At 69.0% G+C, this 14355-nt stretch carries 13 protein-coding genes; 12 read left to right on the forward strand and 1 reads right to left on the reverse strand.

Annotated elements, in window-relative coordinates:
• Window positions 1-19: 19 nt before the first annotated feature.
• Genes Q0833_RS01710 through Q0833_RS01725 form a run of 4 tightly spaced genes read left to right on the forward strand, consistent with a single transcriptional unit; the run spans window position 20 to window position 4053 of the window.
• Complete coding sequence (locus Q0833_RS01710) at window positions 20-193, forward strand: NepR family anti-sigma factor (RefSeq protein ID WP_298429651.1); 174 nt, start codon at window positions 20-22, stop codon at window positions 191-193.
• The gene (locus Q0833_RS01715; protein WP_298429653.1) at window positions 190-747 is read left to right on the forward strand and encodes an RNA polymerase sigma factor; all 558 of its coding nucleotides are present in this window, start codon (window positions 190-192) and stop codon (window positions 745-747) included. The genes Q0833_RS01710 and Q0833_RS01715 overlap by 4 nt, the downstream gene beginning before the upstream one ends.
• Window positions 747-2471, forward strand: coding sequence for a sensor histidine kinase (locus Q0833_RS01720; RefSeq protein ID WP_298429655.1), 1725 nt, complete (start codon window positions 747-749; stop codon window positions 2469-2471). Before Q0833_RS01715 ends, Q0833_RS01720 begins: the two co-directional genes overlap by 1 nt.
• Window position 2472: 1 nt before the next feature.
• Complete coding sequence (locus tag Q0833_RS01725) at window positions 2473-4053, forward strand: phospholipase D family protein (RefSeq protein ID WP_298429657.1); 1581 nt, start codon at window positions 2473-2475, stop codon at window positions 4051-4053.
• A gap of 78 nt (window positions 4054-4131) precedes the next feature.
• Here the strand turns inward: Q0833_RS01725 and Q0833_RS01730 are convergent, their stop codons facing one another.
• The gene (locus Q0833_RS01730) at window positions 4132-5487 is read right to left on the reverse strand and encodes a nitrate- and nitrite sensing domain-containing protein (protein ID WP_298429659.1); all 1356 of its coding nucleotides are present in this window, start codon (window positions 5485-5487) and stop codon (window positions 4132-4134) included.
• A 120-nt stretch (window positions 5488-5607) separates the two neighbouring features.
• Here Q0833_RS01730 and Q0833_RS01735 point away from each other — a divergent pair, with 120 nt between their 5' ends.
• The 8 genes from Q0833_RS01735 to Q0833_RS01770 all read left to right on the forward strand — a co-directional run bounded on the left by Q0833_RS01735 (window position 5608) and on the right by Q0833_RS01770 (window position 14307).
• Window positions 5608-7035, forward strand: coding sequence for a circularly permuted type 2 ATP-grasp protein (locus tag Q0833_RS01735; RefSeq protein WP_298429661.1), 1428 nt, complete (start codon window positions 5608-5610; stop codon window positions 7033-7035).
• Window positions 7035-7976 carry an alpha-E domain-containing protein gene (locus Q0833_RS01740; protein WP_298434913.1) on the forward strand — a complete coding sequence of 314 codons (942 nt, stop codon included), beginning with the start codon at window positions 7035-7037 and terminating at the stop codon, window positions 7974-7976. The genes Q0833_RS01735 and Q0833_RS01740 overlap by 1 nt, the downstream gene beginning before the upstream one ends.
• A complete protein-coding gene (locus tag Q0833_RS01745; RefSeq protein WP_298429663.1) occupies window positions 7973-8803 on the forward strand; it encodes a transglutaminase family protein in 831 nt (276 codons plus the stop codon). The genes Q0833_RS01740 and Q0833_RS01745 overlap by 4 nt, the downstream gene beginning before the upstream one ends.
• Before the next feature lie 132 nt (window positions 8804-8935).
• Window positions 8936-9664, forward strand: a complete 729-nt coding sequence (locus Q0833_RS01750; RefSeq protein ID WP_298429665.1) for a proteasome-type protease — start codon at window positions 8936-8938, stop codon at window positions 9662-9664.
• A 67-nt stretch (window positions 9665-9731) separates the two neighbouring features.
• Complete coding sequence (locus Q0833_RS01755; protein WP_298429668.1) at window positions 9732-10385, forward strand: ABC transporter ATP-binding protein; 654 nt, start codon at window positions 9732-9734, stop codon at window positions 10383-10385.
• Window positions 10382-12760, forward strand: coding sequence for an ABC transporter permease (locus Q0833_RS01760; protein ID WP_298429669.1), 2379 nt, complete (start codon window positions 10382-10384; stop codon window positions 12758-12760). The genes Q0833_RS01755 and Q0833_RS01760 overlap by 4 nt, the downstream gene beginning before the upstream one ends.
• Entirely contained in the window at window positions 12750-13766 is a 1017-nt protein-coding gene (locus tag Q0833_RS01765; protein ID WP_298429671.1) for a lipocalin-like domain-containing protein, read from the forward strand. Before Q0833_RS01760 ends, Q0833_RS01765 begins: the two co-directional genes overlap by 11 nt.
• A complete protein-coding gene (locus Q0833_RS01770; protein WP_298429673.1) occupies window positions 13759-14307 on the forward strand; it encodes a pyridoxamine 5'-phosphate oxidase family protein in 549 nt (182 codons plus the stop codon). Before Q0833_RS01765 ends, Q0833_RS01770 begins: the two co-directional genes overlap by 8 nt.
• Window positions 14308-14355: the final 48 nt, after the last annotated feature.

Raw genomic sequence — 14355 nt, forward strand, 5'->3', positions numbered from 1 at the left:
GTGGGCAGATGGGATACGGATGACCGACGAGAAAGACAAAGAAGCGAGCGTCGACGACCTTATCGACCAGAACCTCAAGCGCGTCTACAACTCGGTCCTGTCCGAAGAGGTCCCGGACCGGTTCGCCAAGCTCCTCAGTCAGTTGCAGGCCGGCGAAGCCGCCTCGCCGCGCAAGGAAGGGGACAACTCGTGAGTCATCCCGATCCGCGCGAGGAGTTGGTCGAACACCTCCCCGCGATGCGGGCCTTTGCCGTTTCGCTGACCCGCAATGCGGCGTTGGCCGACGACATGGTTCAGGACTCGCTGGTCAAGGCCTGGTCCAACCTCGACAAGTTTCAGCCCGGCACGAACATGCGCGCGTGGCTCTTCACGATACTCCGGAACACGTATTATTCGAACCGGCGCAAGGCCAAGCGCGAGGTGCCCGACACGGACGGCGCGATCACCGCCAGCCTGTCACGGAAGCCCGATCATGACGGCCGCCTCAACATGATGGATTTCGAGATCGCCTTCGCCAAGCTTCCCGAAGAGCAGCGCGAGGCGCTGGTCCTCGTCGGCGCCTCCGGCTTTGCCTACGAAGAGGCGGCGGTCACCTGCGGCGTCGCCGTCGGCACAATCAAGAGCCGGGTGAACCGCGGCCGCGCCAAGCTCGTCGAGTTGATGGGCATGAGCGACGACGAGGCTTTCGAACTGACCGACAGTGCCACCATGGCGGTCGTCGCATCGGCGCATAACGGCAATATGTGATGACCCCCGGCGGCTTCGGACAGCGCGGGCTGACAACGCGCGTTCTCATACTGCTGTCGGTTGCCCTGTTTCCGTTCGCCGCGACGTCGGTCTTTCTGACTTATGACAACGCGCGGCAGGCGGAACAGCGTTCGGAGCTGGCGCTTCTGCTCCTCACCGAGCGGGCGACGAACGACCTGCAGGCCGTCGTTCAGCGTGGCTATGGTGCGGCGCGCGGGTTGGGGCAGGCCATCCTGCTCGCGACCCGGCGGTCCGACGGTTGCGACGCCGAGCTCGCCGATTTCCAGAGCCGCTTTCAAGTCTATTCCGTCATCTCCTATATCGGCCTCGACGGGCAGGTCGTCTGCGCGTCGAACGGCGAACGGTTCGATCTGACGGGCACCCCGATGATGGAGGCGTTGACCGAAAATATCTCCGACCCGCGCTCCAGCGTCATGCGCAACCCCTCGGGTCAGGGCACCGGACTTCCCGTCATCGTGATCACCGAGCCGGTGCGGGACGTCGACGGCACCCTCCAGGGGTTCCTGTCGCTCTCGGTGCCCGAGGACACGCTCCTGCCGACGATGGACACACTGGCGCTCGACTCTCCGGTGACGATCGTGACCTTCAATCACCGGGGCCAGATCCTGACCGGCACCAAGGATGACGATGCGGCGCGCGCCGCCCTGCCGGCCGAGACGTCGCTGATGGATCTGACCGACCGGGGCGCACAGGTTTTCGTGGCCGACGACGCGACCGGCCAGCGTCGCACCTACGGGGTCGTCCCGCTCCTGCCGGACGTCGCCTTTGCGCTAAGCTCATGGCCCGAGGCGGCGCTCGTCACCTCGGGGCCGCAACGCCTTCTGGCGACGTCGATCCTGCCGGCGCTGATGTGGCTGGCCAGCCTCTTCGTGGCCTTCGTCGCCCTCGACCGGCTGGTGATCCGCCACATCCGGGGTCTCTCGCGGCAGATGCGGACCTTTGCGCGCACCCGCCGCCTCGTGGCGCGTCCGGTCATGCGGACCGCGGGGCACGACCTGGCCGCCATCGAGCGGGAGTTTCGCGACATGGCGCAGTCGATCCTCCAGGACGAGGCCCGGCTCGAGGACAACCTGCGCGAGAAGAACATCCTCCTCAAGGAGGTGCATCACCGGGTGAAGAACAATCTCCAGCTCATCACGTCGATCATGAACATGCAGATGCGCAAGGCGACCGACGACGAGGCCCGCAGCATGCTGCGCCGACTGCAGGAGCGGGTGCTGACGCTGGCATCGGTGCATCGCGTCCTCTACCGCTCCGAGGACATGAACCGGATCGACGCGGGCCAGCTGATCCGCGACCTTGCCGAACAGCTGGTTGCGATGTCGCCCCGCAGCAGCGAGATCCGCCTTCGGGTCGAGACCACTCCGATCGAGCTCTTTCCGGATCAGGCCGTCCCGCTCAGCATGCTCTGCAGCGAGGCGATGACCAACGCGATCCGCTATGCGGGCCCGGATGCGGATGGCACGACTCAGATCCACCTGGCGCTGGTCCGCGGCGGGAACGGGGAGGGACAGCTCACCATCACGAGCACGCTGGGCGCAGCACCGGTGCCCGACAATGAAAACGGGCTGGGCGCGCAGCTGATCCGGGCGTTCGAGAGCCAGCTGTCCGGAACGCTCCGGATGGGGACCGAGGAGGATCGTTACGCGGTGCGGCTGACCTTCCCGGTCGCCACGCAGCAGGCCGCGACGCAGGATTACTGACATGTTCGAGCGCAGCCCCCCCACGCCGCCGCCGCATGTGTCCGGCCCTGACGATCTCGACATCCTGCTGACCGCGGCCGAGGCCTATCCCGCCTTCGAGCGTGCCGTGCTCGCCGCCGAGCACGAGATCGTCGCGGGCTTCCGCATCTTCGACTTCTCGACAAAGCTGCGGACCCCCGAGGCGTTGAAGATCGGGACGGACTGGTTCGACCTGATGCTGCACACCATCCGACGGGGGGTATCGGTCCGCATGGTGCTGTCGGATTTCGACCCCGTCGTCGGGACCGAGCTGCATGGCGGCACATGGCGCAGCATGGCGATGGCGACCGCGCTGAACGAGCTTGCGGGCGAGGCGGGGCGGCTTCAGATCATGGCCTCGCTCCACCCGGCTTCGGTCGGGGCGGTCGCCAAGGTCGCCCTCCTGCCGCAGGTGCGGTCGCTTCTCGACGGTCGGCTTCGCCGCACGACGAAGCGCGGGGACCGCGCGCTGTCGCGCTTCCTTGCCCGTCATCCGCGCTTCGCGGCGTTGACCGCCCGGACCGGGGGGCGGCTCCGGCCCCGGATCTGGCCGCTGCCGTCGCTCTGGCCCGTCACCCATCACCAGAAGGTTGCGGTGATCGACGAGGCGGTGACCTATATCGGCGGGCTCGACCTCAACGAGCGGCGCTGGGACACGCTGCGCCATGAAGGTCCGTCGGACGAGACATGGCACGACGTGCAGCTTCTGGTCCGGGACGCGGACGTGGCGGCGGCGATAAAGACCCATCTCGAGGAATTCGTCGAGGGCATCGAGGGGGCGGCCACGCCTTCGGACCTGGGCGGCGTCATCCTTCGGACACTCTCGGCCAAGACAGAGGGGCGCCCGTCGCTTTTCGCCCCGCGCCCGGTCCTGGCCGAGATCGAGGCCGCGCTTCTGGACGAGATCGCGCATGCCGAGCGCTTCATCTATATCGAAACGCAGTTCCTGCGGGACCGGCGGATCGCGCGCGCGCTGGCCCGGCGGGCGCGCGAACAGCCGTCGCTCCAATTGATGGTCGTGCTGCCCGGCGCGCCCGAGGACGTCGCCTATATGGGGGCCACGCGCAGCGATGCGCGGTTCGGGGAATACCTGCAGTTCTCCTGCATCCGGAAGCTCCGGCGCGCGTTTCGCGGGCGTATCTTCGTCGGGTCCCCGGTCCAGCCGCGCACCGCGCAGGGGACCGGCCGGGACACGCTCCACGGCGCACCGCTGGTCTATGTCCATGCGAAGGTCTGCGTCATCGACGACGGGTTCGCCATGGTGGGGAGCGCGAACCTCAACGGGCGCAGCCTGCGCTGGGACACCGAACTGGCCTTGCCGATCCGGGATCGGGCGATCGCGACCCACCTGCGCGAGCGATGCCTGCGGCACTGGTGCGGCGATATGGAGGAGGTGGACGCGCTCTTGTCGCCCGAAACCGCTGTCCCGGCGTGGCAGCGGCTGGCGCTGGAAAACGCGCGCCGCAAGCCCGAGACGCGCCAAGGCTTCCTCGTGCCTTACCTGACCGGGCCCGCTAGGCGGTTCGGGCGAAGCCTGCCCGCGATGCCCGAAGAGATCGTCTGAAGTTAGGGCCGGGCGGGCCGTGGCCACCGGGCCTGCCGGTTCGACGGCGACTCCAAACGGCACTCAACGACCCGCGCATCAGGCCGTGTCCCTCTTGTCCTCGACCCGGTCGAGCAGTTGGTTGATGCCGCGCGCGAGCACCGCTGTCGGTGCGTCCATCCCGAGCACGTCGAGACGCTCGGCGGATCGGCCATTCGCCGCACCGCTGAGCATTCGCTGCATCGTCGCGTCGAAGCGGCCGCGCAGATCCTCGTTCGCCGCAAGTTCGCGGTCTCGTGCGACCTGGCTGGCGCGCAGCAATTCGAGCGCGCGGCCGACCTTGTCGAGATCCTTCTGGGGGCAATGCGGGATCGGCGCGTCCGTCGCCCCAAGCGACAGGTGGCAGATGCTGCGCACGATCTTCTGGAGCGATTGGTCCGTGGACCGCACCGAGATGATCGCGACCCCGCCGAAGAGCAGCGCCATGCCCGAGAGCAGCAGCGCCTTCGACCGGGCCGACGCCATCGCGGCGGCGGCATCCTGCCGGATGAGCTGTCCGAGATGGTCGAGATATGCGCGGCGCGCGGTCCCGAGCATCCCTATCCTCGTGTCGACATCCGCGAACCAGGTCGGGACGCCGACCCCTTCGGCGCGCTCAGAGGGGTCCGCCACCCAGGTGTCGAGGCCGCTCGGCGCCGCAGCAGATCCAAGCTGTGTCCAGGCGCCGAATGTCAGCTCGATCTCACCGAGTCCGCGTCCCGCCACTTGGCGAAACCCCGCAAGCAGGCCGTCGAACCGTCCCCGCGCGGCAGCCATGTCTGCGATCTGGTTCTGATCGGGCCGACCTGCGGCCATCGCACTGGCGCGTGCGATGACGCCTCGGTCCCGCCATTCCCCGAGCGCGTTCATCGCCCGCGAGAGGTTGATGCTGGCATGAAGGCGCTGTGCGAGGGCGGCGCTGCGCGACCGGTCCGTGGCGCTGGTCATCGCTGCGAGGACGGCGGCATTGTCGCGCGCCATGACCTCATAGAGCGCTGCGAGATCGGTCGTCCCGCCATCGATGCGGTTCCGAAGACTTCCCTGCGCTTGGCGCCAAGAGCCAAGCGAGACGGTCGCGAGCCCGGCCTGCGCCAGCAGGCGGCCATCGGCGGTGCGCATCTCGGCGTCGCGAAAGGCGCGGTCGGTGGCGACGCGCGCCTGTCCGACGGCATCCGCCCAGTCGGCGCCACCGAAGGCGAGCCACGCCGTCGAGGCCCCGCGTTCCAGCAGCATCGCCCGCGAGACGCGCGACAGCGCATCGTCCAGCGCGATGATCCCGGCCTCGGCACCATGGGCGCGGGAATCGCGGATATCGCCCAGGATGACCGAGCCGGCAAAGAGCAACGCGGTCGCGAAGCCCGACAGAAACACGAGGATCATCGACTGCCGGACGGTGAGGGATCGGATTAGGCGCATGCACGGCTCCTGGGCATTTCGGGTCCGAGATTAGGCGCGGAAAGGTTGCCGTCCGGTTACGATCCGTGCCCCGTCCCCGACCGCGTTGCGCTCCGCGGCGAAAGCGACCATCGTCGCGAGATGAACTCAGCGCCCAATTTCGACGAGATGACCGACCCCGACGGATCGGTCCGCGACGCCTATGCCGCCTTCGAGCGCTGGTTTTCGGAGGAGGAGACCGGCGACCTGCGCCAGAAGGCGCGCGAGGCCGAGGAGATCTTCCGGCTGACCGGCATCACCTTCAACGTCTACGGCGAGGCCGAGGCGGGCGAACGGCTGATCCCCTTCGACATCGTGCCGCGCATCATCGCCGCGCGTGAATGGAAGAAGCTGTCGCGCGGGATCGAGCAGCGCGTGCGCGCGCTCAATGCCTTCCTCTACGACATCCACCACCGCCAGGAGATCGTCCGTGCCGGGCGGTTGCCCTACGAGATGCTGGCCCGCAACGAGGCCTACCTGCCGCAGATGATCGGGGTCGAGCCGCCGGGCGGGGTCTACACCCATATCGTGGGCATCGACCTCGTGCGGACGGGGCCGGACGAATTCTACGTCCTCGAGGACAATGCCCGCACGCCCTCGGGCGTCAGCTACATGCTGGAAAACCGCGAAACGATGCTGGGCATGTTCCCCGAGCTCTTTACGCAGAACCGCGTCCAGCGCGTGTCCTCCTACCCGCAGAACCTCCATGCCAGCCTCGCGGCTTGCGCGCCCCCGGCCTGCGATGGCGACCCGGTCGTCGCCGTCCTGACGCCCGGCATCCATAACTCCGCCTATTACGAGCACAGCTTTCTCGCCGACGAGATGGGCGTGGAGCTGGTCGAGGGTCACGACCTGCGCGTCGTGGACGGCCGCGTCGCGATGCGCACGACCCGCGGCTACAAGCCCATCGACGTGCTCTACCGGCGGGTGGACGACGAATATATCGACCCTCTGAACTTCAGCCCGGATTCCGTGCTGGGCGTGCCGGGCATCTTCGACGTCTACCGCGCCGGCGCCATCACCATCGCCAATGCGCCGGGCACAGGCGTGGCCGACGACAAGGCGATCTACAGCTACATGCCTGAGATCGTGGAGTTCTACACCGGCGAAAAGCCCCTTCTGGAGAACGTGCCGACCTGGCGATGTTCGGATCCGGACAGCCTTGGTCACGTGCTCGACAATCTCGAGGACCTCGTCGTCAAGGAGGTGCACGGCTCGGGCGGCTACGGGATGCTGATCGGTCCGACTGCATCGAAGAAGGACATCCGGGCGTTCCGCAAGAAGCTCGAGGCGCGACCCTCGAACTACATCGCGCAGCCGACGCTGTCGCTGTCGACGGTTCCGATCTTCGCCAAGGAGGGGCTGGCGCCGCGGCACGTGGACCTGCGGCCGTTCGTTCTCGTCTCGCCCGACCGGATCGACATCACGCCCGGTGGACTGACGCGCGTGGCGCTCAAGAAGGGATCGCTCGTCGTGAACTCGTCCCAGGGCGGCGGCACCAAGGACACCTGGGTGCTGGAGGACGAATGATGCTCGGCAAAACGGCAGGCGGTCTCCTGTGGATGTTTCGATATCTGGAGCGGACTGAGAATATCGCGCGGCTGGTCGAGACCGGCCATCGCATCGCCCTGACGCGCCCCGACCGCGCGGAAACCGAATGGGCCTCGGTCCTCAGCACGGCGGGCGTGCGGCAGGCCTTCGATGCTGCCCATGACGACGTCACCGCCGAAGCGGTGATCGACTGGCTGCTGCGATCGCCGGACAACGCGTCCTCGGTCCTGGCCTGCGTGGAATCGGCGCGGATGAACGCGCGTACGGTCCGCACCGCCCTGACCCGCGAGGTCTGGGAGGCGGTCAACGAATGCTGGATGACGCTGCGCGCGGACCTGTCGCGCAAGGTCACGATGCGCAGCCTGCCCAAGGTCCTCGGCGCGATCCGACAGCGCTCGGCCTTCGTGCGGGGCACGATGCATGGCACGATGCTGCGCAACGAGATCTTCGACTTCTCGCGATTGGGGACCTTCATGGAGCGTGCGGACGCCACCGCGCGGCTTCTGGACGTGAAGTACTACGTGCTCCTGCCGACCGCCGCCGGTGTCGGCTCGCCCCTCGACAACGCGCAATGGGAGGTGATCCTGCGCTCGGTCTCGGCCGAGAACGCGTTCTTGATGGTGCACGGCCGGACCCGCCGACCGGCCGACATCGCGAGGTTCCTGATGCTCGACAAGCGGATGCCGCGCAGTCTGGCGTTCTGCTACAAGAAGATTGGCGGCAATCTCGGCTATCTCGAACGCGACCATGGCATCCGGATGCCCAGCCACGACCTCGCCGAGGAGGTCTGCCGCAAGCTCGACAGTGCCAGCATCGAGAGCGTGTTCGAAGAGGGGCTGCACGAGTTCCTGCAGGATTTCCTGCGGATGAACGCGGCACTCGGGGCGCAGATCGAAACCGATTACAGGTTCGTCAAATGACCAGACGCCTCGATATACGCCACGTCACGACCTATCGCTGGGACGGCCCCACGACATATGGCCTCCAGCAGCTGCGCCTGACGCCGAAGAACCGCCCGGACCAGAAGATCCTGTCTTGGGATACCCGGATCGAGGGCGGGCGCATCGAGGTCGAGTTCGACGATGCGAATGCCAACCGGACGCAGCTGGTATCCATCAATCCCGGCGCGGGCGAGATCCGCATCATCGCCGAGGGCCGCGTCGAGATGAGCGATGCGGGCGGCGTCATCGGAAAGCAGGGCGGCTTCGTGCCCTTGTGGATGTTCCTGCGCCCGACGGATCGCACCCGGCGCGGCAGCGGCACGCTCGCCTTCGCGCGCGAGGTCCGCGAGATGTCGGACGATCTGGGCCAGCTCCACCGTCTGTCCGAGGTGATCCGCGACGCGGTGACCTACGCGACCGGCACGACGGACGTGGACATGACCGCCGAGGAGGCGATCGATGCGGGCACCGGCGTCTGCCAGGACCACGCGCATATCTTCGTCACCTGCGCGCGCCTGCTCGACCGGCCCGCGCGCTACGTCTCGGGCTACCTGCGGATGGACGGTCAGGACGCGCAGACCGCGACCCATGCCTGGGCCGAGGCCTATGTCGACGGGATCGGCTGGGTCGGGTTCGACGTCTCGAACGGCATCTCGCCCGACGACCGCTACGTGCGGGTCGCCACGGGCCGGGACTATGCGGAGGCCGCGCCGGTGACGGGCGTGCGCCAGGGCGCCGGGATCGAGGCGATGGATGTCGAGCTGATCGTCTCCGAGGGCCAGGCCCAGAAGCAGTCGCAGCAATAGGACCGCGCGCGTCGCGCGCCGACTCTAGGAGCGCACTGGACCTGGCGCCAAACGCTCGTCCCCGGTGAGTTCCCGTTGCGCGGCCCCTGCGGGCATGGCACAGCACGGCAACCATTTTTCTGGACCTCGCCCATGACCTATTGCGTCGGCCTGCAACTCGATCGCGGCCTTGTCTTCATGTCCGACACGCGCACCAATGCCGGCGTCGACAACGTCTCGACCTATCGCAAGATGCACACCTGGGAGGTGCCGGGCGAGCGGGCGATGGTTCTGATGACCGCGGGTAATCTCGCCACCACGCAGGCCGTCGTCAGTCTTCTGGACGAGCGCAACCTCGCGCCCTCCGAACGCAGCCCCTCGCTCCTGACTGCGCCGTCGATGTTCCAGGCCGCGCGCCTGATCGGCGAAACGCTGCGGGGCGTCATCGCCGATGCGCGCGATGTGAAATCCAAGGCCAACACCTTCAACGCAACGATGGTCTTCGGCGGTCAGGTCGCGGGCTCGCCGCCCCGGCTCTACATGATCTATCCCGAGGGCAACTTCATCGAAGCGCAGCCCGATACGCCCTTCTTCCAGATCGGTGAGACGAAATACGGCCGCCCCATCCTCGTGCGCGCTTACGATCCGGCGATGACATTCGAGGTGGCCGCCAAGCTCCTGATGGTCAGCTTCGATTCAACGATCCGCGCCAACCTGTCGGTCAGCACGCCGCTGGACCTGCAACTCCTCGAGACCGATACCTGCCGCCTCGGGCTCGACCGCCGCATTCAGGACAGCGACGCCGATTTTGCGGCGATCTCGGACGGGTGGTCCGACGCGCTGCGCACCGCATTCCATAGCCTGCCCGACGTGACCCTCTGACGCGGGCGGGCGGGCAGCGGTTGAAGCGCCGCGCCCCCCGGCTATCGTCCGCAGGCTTGGAGGCCCGATGCTGCTGGACGTGCGCGAGATCGAGAAGAGTTACGAGACGGGCGACGGGTCGCAGCCGGTCCTGCGCGGCGTCTCGCTCGCCATCCCCGCCGGACGCACGCTCGCCCTCACCGGCGAGAGCGGGTCGGGAAAGTCGACGCTCCTGCATCTGATCGGTGGCCTCGACGCGCCCGACGCGGGCGTCATCGAGATCGACGGCCGCGACATCGCCGCCCTCGATGAAGCGGGTCGGGCGGACATGCGGCGCACCACCGTGGGTCTCGTCTTCCAGCAGTTCAATCTCATCCCCTCGCTCGATGTCGGCGCCAACCTGACCTTTCATGCCCGGCTGGCGGGCCATCCGCCGGACGATGTGGCGGCGCTGGCCGAACGGCTCGGGCTGGCCGGGCATCTCGACCGCTACCCCGAGCAACTTTCGGGTGGCCAGCAGCAGCGCGTCGCCATCGGGCGGACGCTTCTGGCGCGCCCGAAGCTCGTCCTCGCCGACGAGCCGACCGGCAATCTCGACGAGGCGACCGGCGACGCGATGCTCGACGTGATGCGCGACATGGTCGTCCGGGCGGGTGCCGCCCTCCTGATGGTGACCCATTCCGAACGGCTCGCTGGGCGGCTCGACGCGCGGCTGCATCTGCGCGCCGGGCGCGTGACGTGAACCGCGCGGCCCTGCAAGCGCTCCTGTCGCACTGGCTGCGGCACCCGGTGCAGCTGGTGACGCTGGTGGTGGGCCTTGCGCTCGCAACCGGCCTCTGGACCGGCGTGCAGGCGATCAACGCGCAGGCGCGGCTCAGCTACGACCAGGCCGCCGCGACCCTTGGGGCGCAGGGTGGAACCCGGCTTGAGGGGCCGCTGACCCTTGCCGATTTCGCCGCCGCACGCCGCGCGGGCTGGGCGGTGACGCCCGTGATCGAGGCGCGCCTGCCGCGCTCTACCGTGCGGCTGATCGGGCTCGACCCCTTCACCGCACCGGCCGCGGGCCCGTTGCCGGATCTGGGTGGCGATGGCGATCTCGCGGGGTTCCTGGCCGGCGAGGTGATCTTCGCTGCGCCCGACGCGATGGACCGGCTGCCCGACGGCCTGCCGACCGTCCGGCCGCTGGAGGGTCTCGCGCCCGGACATGTCCTCGCCGATATCGCCGCGGCGCAGGCGCTGCTGGGCACGGACCGGATCGACCATCTCGCCATACTCGGCGGGGGACCTGAGGTTTTAGGACTGGTCGACCTCCTGCCCGGCACACGCCTCGTCACGACCGACGGGGCCGGGGATGTCGCGCGCCTGACCGACAGCTTCCATCTCAACCTGACGGCCTTCGCGCTCCTGGCCTTCGCGGTCGGTCTCTTCATCGTGCACGCCGCCATCGGCCTCGCCTTCGAACAGCGTCGCCCGCTCTTTCGGACGCTGCGTGCGCTTGGCGTCTCGGCACGTCGGCTGACCTGGCTTCTGGCGGGCGAACTGGTCGCCTTCACACTCATCGCGGGCGCCCTCGGGATCGTGCTGGGCTATCTCGTGGCGGCGGCCCTTCTGCCGGGCGTGGCCGCGACGCTCTCGGGGCTCTATGGCGCAGGGGTCGCGGGGACGCTCGGCCTGGCGCCGATCTGGTGGCTCTCGGGCTTCGCCATGGCCGGTGCGGGTCTGGCCATCGCGGGCGGCGGCAGCCTCTGGCGGCTCGCCCAGTTGCCGGTGCTGGCGCCCGCCATGCCCCGCGCTTGGGCACGCGCGCGGGCATCGACCTTGATGCGGCAGGCCGGTGCGGGGCTGGCCCTTCTGGCCGCGTCGGCCGCGCTTGCACTGTTCGGTCATGGCCTTGTCGCGGGCTTTCTCTGTCTCGGCGCGCTCCTTCTCGGGGCGGCGCTTCTCCTGCTGCCGCTCCTGTCGCTCCTGCTCGATCTCGGGGCGCGGATGGCGCGCGGAGCGGTGGCGCAATGGCTCTGGGCCGACGCGCGCCAGCAGCTTCCGGGCCTCAGCATCGCGCTGATGGCGCTGCTCCTCGCGCTCTCGGCCAATATCGGCGTCAGCACCATGGTCGGCAGCTTCCGGGCGACCTTCACGGGCTGGCTCGATCAGCGCCTCGCCTCCGAGCTCTACGTCACCGCCGCCACCCCGGCCGAGGCCGAAGCGCTCGTGGCCTTTCTGGAGCCGCGCGTGGACGCGATCCTGCCGATCACCTCGACGGAGGCCGAGCTCCAGGGCGCGCCGGGCGAAGTCTTCGGCGTCGCCGACCACGCGACCTACCGCGATCACTGGCCGATCCTCGACGGCATCCCAGAGCTCTGGGACCAGCTGGCCGACGGGGAGGGCGCGCTCGTCAACGAACAGCTCGCCCGGCGCGAGGGGCTCTGGGCCGGCGACGGGGTCGATCTGGGCGCGGCCGGGCGGCAAACCATCCTCGGGGTCTATTCCGACTACGGCAATCCGCGCGGCCAGGCCATCCTCGGCCTCGCGCCCTTCGATGCGCTCTTTCCCGAGGCGCCGCGTCTGCGCTTCGCCCTTCGCGTGCGACCGGATGCCGTCGCCCCGCTCGTGGCCGATGTGCGCGACCGGTTCGGCCTGCCGCGCGACCGGCTGGTCGACCAGGCCGGGATCAAGCGCTTCTCGCTCGACGTGTTCGAGCAGACCTTCGCCGTCACCGCCGCGCTCAATGTCCTGACGCTGGGCGTCGCGGGGTTCGCGCTCTGGGCGTCGCTGACGACCCTCGGCACCATGCGCCTGCCGCAGGTCGCGCCGGTCTGGGCAATCGGCCTGACGCGCGGGCGGCTGGCGGCGCTCGATCTTGCCCGCGCCGTCCTTCTCGGGGCGGCGACGGCGGCGTTGGCCATTCCGGTCGGCATTGCGCTGGCCTGGGTGCTTCTGGCTGTGGTCAACGTGCAGGCCTTCGGCTGGCGCCTGCCGCTCCGCCCCGATCCCGGCGGCTGGGCGGCGCTGGCGCTCTGGGCGGTCCTTGCCGCTGCGTTGGCCGCGGCCCTGCCGGCATGGCGCATGTGGCGAATGCCGCCCGCCCGGCTCGTGAAGGTCTTCGCCCATGAACGCTAGGCTGTGTCTTCTCCTCATCCTCCTGCCGCTGCAGGCTGCCGCACAGGGCTTCGCGGGCCTTGGGCAGGGCGGCGACGGCTTCGCGGTGCCGCGCCCCGATCCGGAGTTCGCCTTCCCCGCCGATCACGGCCCGCATCCCGATTACCGCATCGAATGGTGGTATCTGACCGCGAGCCTCGAAGCCGCGGACGGCACACCCTACGGCATCCAGTGGACGCTCTTCCGCTCGGCGCTGACGCCCGACGGGCCGCAGGTCTGGATGGGCCACATGGGCATCACCACACCCGACGCGCACCACTCGGGCGAACGTCTGGCGCGGGGCGGCATCGGGCAGGCCGGGGTCGAGGCCGCGCCCTTCGACGCGTGGATCGACGAGTGGCGCATGGCGGGGCCCGATCTGGGGGACCTGACGCTGACCGCGCGCGGCCCCAATGCGGGCTACGACCTCGCCCTGACCGCAGAGGGGCCGCTCGTCTTTCACGGGGCGGACGGCTTCTCGGTGAAGTCCGCCAGCGGGCAGGCGAGCTACTACTATTCGCAGCCGTTCTACCGGGTCTCGGGCACGCTGGACCTGCCGTCGGGACCGGTCGAGGTGACGGGGCAGGGATGGCTCGATCGCGAATGGTCGTCCCAGCCGCTCGAGGACGACCAGGAGGGCTGGGACTGGTTTTCGCTGCATCTCGAGGGCGGCGCCAAGCTGATGGCGTTCCAGCTGCGCGGCGGAACGCCCTTCAAATACGCCTCGTGGATCGATCCCGACGGCACTCTGACGCCCTATTCCGGCGACGCGCTCCGCCTTGAGGCGCTCGACGTCTCGCAGGTGGCCGGGCGGGACGTGCCCACCGAATGGCGGCTGGAGCTGCCCGCCCGCGATCTCGACCTTACGGTGACCGCGGTGAACGCACTGAGTTGGCAGGCGACCCTCTTTCCCTATTGGGAGGGGCCGGTCACGGCCGCCGGAAGCCATGCCGCGACGGGCTATCTGGAGATGACCGGCTATGAGTGACCCTTGGCATCAGCTCGACACCCTTCTCGGCCATATCTGGGACCGGCTCGCCGCCGGGGTGGCGGACGCGTCCGATCCCTTCCGGTTTGTGGCGCTCGCCACCGCCGGCACGGACGGCCCCGAGGCCCGGATGGTCGGCCTGCGTGGCGCGGACCGCCGGGCCGGCACGGTCGAGGTGCATAGCGACCTCAGGACGGCCAAGATCCGTGCCCTCTGGACCGAGCCGCGCGCGGCCCTTCTGTTCTGGGACGCGGCGACGCAGGTCCAGATCCGCCTCTCGGTCGAGATGACGCTGATCCCCGCCGACCGCGACCGCTGGGCCGAGGTTCCGCCCGAGCCGAGGCTGAATTACGGCACGGACCCCGCGCCGGGCCTGCCGGTCGCATCGCCCGAGATCGTGATCCGGACCCCCGCACGCGATCGTTTCATCGCGTTGTCCGGGCAGGTCCGCGGGATCGACGCGGTCAGCCTCGCGCATCAGCCGCATCGGCGTGCCGCCTTCGACGGGCCGGACGGGCCGGGCCGCTGGGTCGCGCCCTAACCGTTTCTTCATGTCTGGCCGCTAGGCCTGCCCCCCGGAGGCCCGGAC

The organism is uncultured Jannaschia sp. (genome assembly GCF_947503795.1).
Taxonomy (GTDB): domain Bacteria; phylum Pseudomonadota; class Alphaproteobacteria; order Rhodobacterales; family Rhodobacteraceae; genus Jannaschia.